The organism is Salipiger sp. ABF4_146 (assembly GCF_056161345.1).
This window is the reverse complement of the sequence record NZ_JBSWYX010000059.1, coordinates 1-2,910: the sequence shown is the minus strand read 5'-3', so window position 1 is coordinate 2,910 and position 2,910 is coordinate 1. Positions and strand designations below refer to the sequence as shown.

Genomic DNA, 2,910 nt, shown 5'->3' with positions numbered 1-2,910 from the left:
CTCAGCCAAAAAAGATCAGACATGTTCACCGCTCGTTTTCGAACGGTGAATCACGCTCGTCCAACCAAATCAATGGGTCCTGACCCTAGGAAATAATATACGCCTAACGCCGTCCGAACGAACACGAAAGCAGCGCAACGAAATAAACCAGAATTGGAAAACTACGTTCATAAATAATTTACGGTTTCGACACAGATGGATCTTAGAAAGCCAAGAACCTTTTTCTTAGTGCAAGCGCTATTTGGTATGCCGGTTAGAGCTTCTCAGCGCGGGGTAGCTTGAGGGGCAGTTCGATCACTGATGTGATCCCCGAAAACGTCCTCGGTCCAGCTTAGAGTTCTCCGGACGGGATGCTTGGCTGGGAGAGAAGCGAAAACGCATTAAAGCATCGAAGTTCACGGACGCGCAGGAGGCGTTTGACGTGGCCCCCTTTCGCGGACAGATTTGCGGCGCTGCTAAACTTGCCTTTTGATCATGCTGCCGCCTTGAGGCCGGAGCCCTGATGGGCCTCGATCGGTGTCCTGCCGCCGAGTGCCGAATGCGGGGGCTCAGTGTTGTAGAAGGTCATCTACTTGCCGATGCCTGCCCGGGCCGCAGACCCGGTTTCGAAGGCGTGGAGGTAGACGCACTCCTATTTCAGCGACCGCCATAGCCGTTCGATCATGACGATGTCCATCCATCGTCCTCGACTTGTCAATCAGCAGCGAACTTTGGGTCCGACTCAATTTCTGTGACGTCTTCATGCCGAATGCTGGATACGTGCAAGAAGGAGGTCGATACCAGCTGCACCATACATCTGCCGTTTCAGCATCTTCAGCCTGTTGATCTGGCCTTCAGTCTGGCCGTTGGACCAAGGCTCGCTAAGCGCCGCCGCAACCGCGTCGAGATCGGCAGAGAGCCCGCGCGAAAAGGCCGCCAGTCCAGACGCCTTCGCCTGATCCAACCAGTCAGCCAGCCCGTCCTCCTCGCCGTTGCGGACCATGGAGGTGAAGGCATCGAGGAGCCGACGGTCCTGCGCCAGTTGCGGCAGAGCGTGCTCGACCTGCGTGATGAATATGCTGTCCGTCTTCGAGAGGTGGTGCCGACCAGAGGCCATCATGCGGGCAATTTTGCGGCTTGGAGGACACTTGCCTGAGCCATGGGGGATGGCGGCCTCGGCGCGGCGTTGACGCGTGGCCCATTCACCGACGACGCGGAGACTTCCTTGGAAACTGTTCGACCGCAGTCGGCGCCAGAGTTCAGCGCCATTGCGACAACCGTCCCGCCAATGCTTCTCCAACAGCGGGAACTAGGGAGTAAGGCTGCTTTGTCGCAGCCGGAAAACGTCTTCTCGTTCGTCACGGAGGACGCGCCGGACCAGACCCCGGCTCAGACCGGTGACCCGGACGATCCGCTTGATGGGCACACCTTCGGAACCCATGCGCTGGATCATCACGTTGGTTTGCTGACGCCGCTGAAAACCTTCGAATTGCAGGCGTTCCGCCGCAGTCAGAATGCCGGGATCCAGTGCCGCGCTGCAGGCCGTTCTTCTTATGGTGGGCATTGCGCGACGGACGGCGGCCAAAAACGCATCGCTCGCGTTCTGCAAGAGATGCCAACGGTCGGCAACCTGGGTCGCATCAGGAAGCGCTTCGGAGATTGCCTGCCTGTATCCGCCGTTTCGGTCACGAGCGACGACTTCGATCTGCGGATGCTGACGCAGCCAGGCAGCGACCGTCGCAGGCTCGCGATCCGGCAGCAGGTCGATGACGGCACGCCGCTCGAGATCGCAGATCAGCGTTCCATAGCGCTGTCCCTTGCGCCAGGCCCAGTCGTCGATCCCGACGACGCGCGGTTCACAGCCCATGGTCCGCACACCTGACGCAGCCCCGCGGAGAAAGGTACCTTGCTCAGGCCGAACCGCAGTCGCCGCCCCAATGCCTGGGCTGGACGACCGCCCATCGCACGGCCGAGGTAGGCGACGAGGTCCTGAAATCGCCCGGTCCGACGACCATAACGGCACGCAAGGCAATCCGGGACTTGCTCGCTGAAAGTTTTCGTGGCGCAGTTCGCCTCAACACAGCGGAACCGCTGCACTGACAAGCGTACCTGCACAGCACGACCATGCGCTGGAAAATCCTTGAGGTGCCGGACATAACGTCCATGCCGACGGGAAGACCGCTGCCCGCAACCAGTTTTCCATGCCTGTTCACAAATACAAGGCCTACTACTGCTCCAACGCAAAGGAGAAGGGCAAGAGCGTGTGTGCCGGCTTCCGCGGCCTCAAGGAGACACGCGCCTCGGAAATGGTGCTCTCGGCCCTGCGGAGCGAACTCATGCAGCCCGAGGCCTACGAGGCCTTCCAGGCGAGCTTCAAAAAGCAAGCACCTGGCCCAGAGCCCGGGCTCGGCCGAGGACACGCTACGCCTGCAAGATGCACGTGTGCGCGAACTCGAGACCAGCCACCGCAACCTGCTGCGGGCGATCGAGACCGGCGACACCGTGGCGGTCCTCCTGCCCCGACTGAACGCCATGGACGCGGAGCTGAAAGCAATGAAGCTCAAGCGGCAGGAGATTGTTCCGCCGACAGTGGAGCTGCCGGACAACCTCCCGGAGCTCTATCGGGCGATGGTGAACGACCTGGCCGCAAGCCTCTCCGACGAGGCCGTCGCCGGACGCGCGGCCGATGAGTTGCACGAGATCGTCGACCACGTGGTCGTTCATTGGGACGCCGACGCAGATGGCCACCGTCTGGAGCTGTCGAGTAATCTTTTGGAGATGCTACGCAAATCGGCGCCGAGTGAACTCGACGCCGTCCGAGGCGATATTTTCGCGGAAGTTGGTTGCGGGAGTAGGATTTGAACCTACGACCTTCAGGTTATGAGCCTGACGAGCTACCGGGCTGCTCCATCCCGCGACAGTGTCGAGTGT

Annotated in this window: 4 protein-coding genes, 1 tRNA gene and 1 pseudogene; 1 reads left to right on the top strand and 5 read right to left on the bottom strand. The window is 60.4% G+C overall.

The window, feature by feature from the left end; all coding sequences use genetic code 11:
* Nucleotides 1–472: 472 nt before the first annotated feature.
* The 4 genes and pseudogenes from ACXAJT_RS27485 to ACXAJT_RS27470 form a co-directional block, all read right to left on the bottom strand.
* Nucleotides 473–697, bottom strand: a pseudogene (locus ACXAJT_RS27485) (integrase core domain-containing protein); the annotation flags it as partial.
* Between the two features lie 42 nt (nt 698–739).
* Nucleotides 740–1,099 (bottom strand): transposase, encoded by a 360-nt coding sequence (locus ACXAJT_RS27480; RefSeq protein WP_475242179.1) that lies wholly within the window; start codon nt 1,097–1,099, stop codon nt 740–742.
* Nucleotides 1,100–1,288: 189 nt separating this feature from the next.
* Complete coding sequence (locus ACXAJT_RS27475; protein WP_475242176.1) at nt 1,289–1,846, bottom strand: ISL3 family transposase; 558 nt, start codon at nt 1,844–1,846, stop codon at nt 1,289–1,291.
* Nucleotides 1,774–2,223 (bottom strand): transposase family protein, encoded by a 450-nt coding sequence (locus tag ACXAJT_RS27470; protein WP_475242173.1) that lies wholly within the window; start codon nt 2,221–2,223, stop codon nt 1,774–1,776. Before ACXAJT_RS27470 ends, ACXAJT_RS27475 begins: the two co-directional genes overlap by 73 nt.
* Nucleotides 2,224–2,421: 198 nt before the next feature.
* Here ACXAJT_RS27470 and ACXAJT_RS27465 point away from each other — a divergent pair, with 198 nt between their 5' ends.
* Nucleotides 2,422–2,841: a hypothetical protein gene (locus ACXAJT_RS27465; RefSeq protein ID WP_475242171.1), complete on the top strand. Its 420-nt coding sequence runs from the start codon at nt 2,422–2,424 to the stop codon at nt 2,839–2,841.
* On the opposite strand, the gene ACXAJT_RS27460 is transcribed toward ACXAJT_RS27465, so the two are convergent.
* A tRNA-Met gene (locus ACXAJT_RS27460) sits at nt 2,820–2,896 on the bottom strand. The two genes, ACXAJT_RS27465 and ACXAJT_RS27460, sit on opposite strands and share 22 nt — an antisense overlap.
* Nucleotides 2,897–2,910: the final 14 nt, after the last annotated feature.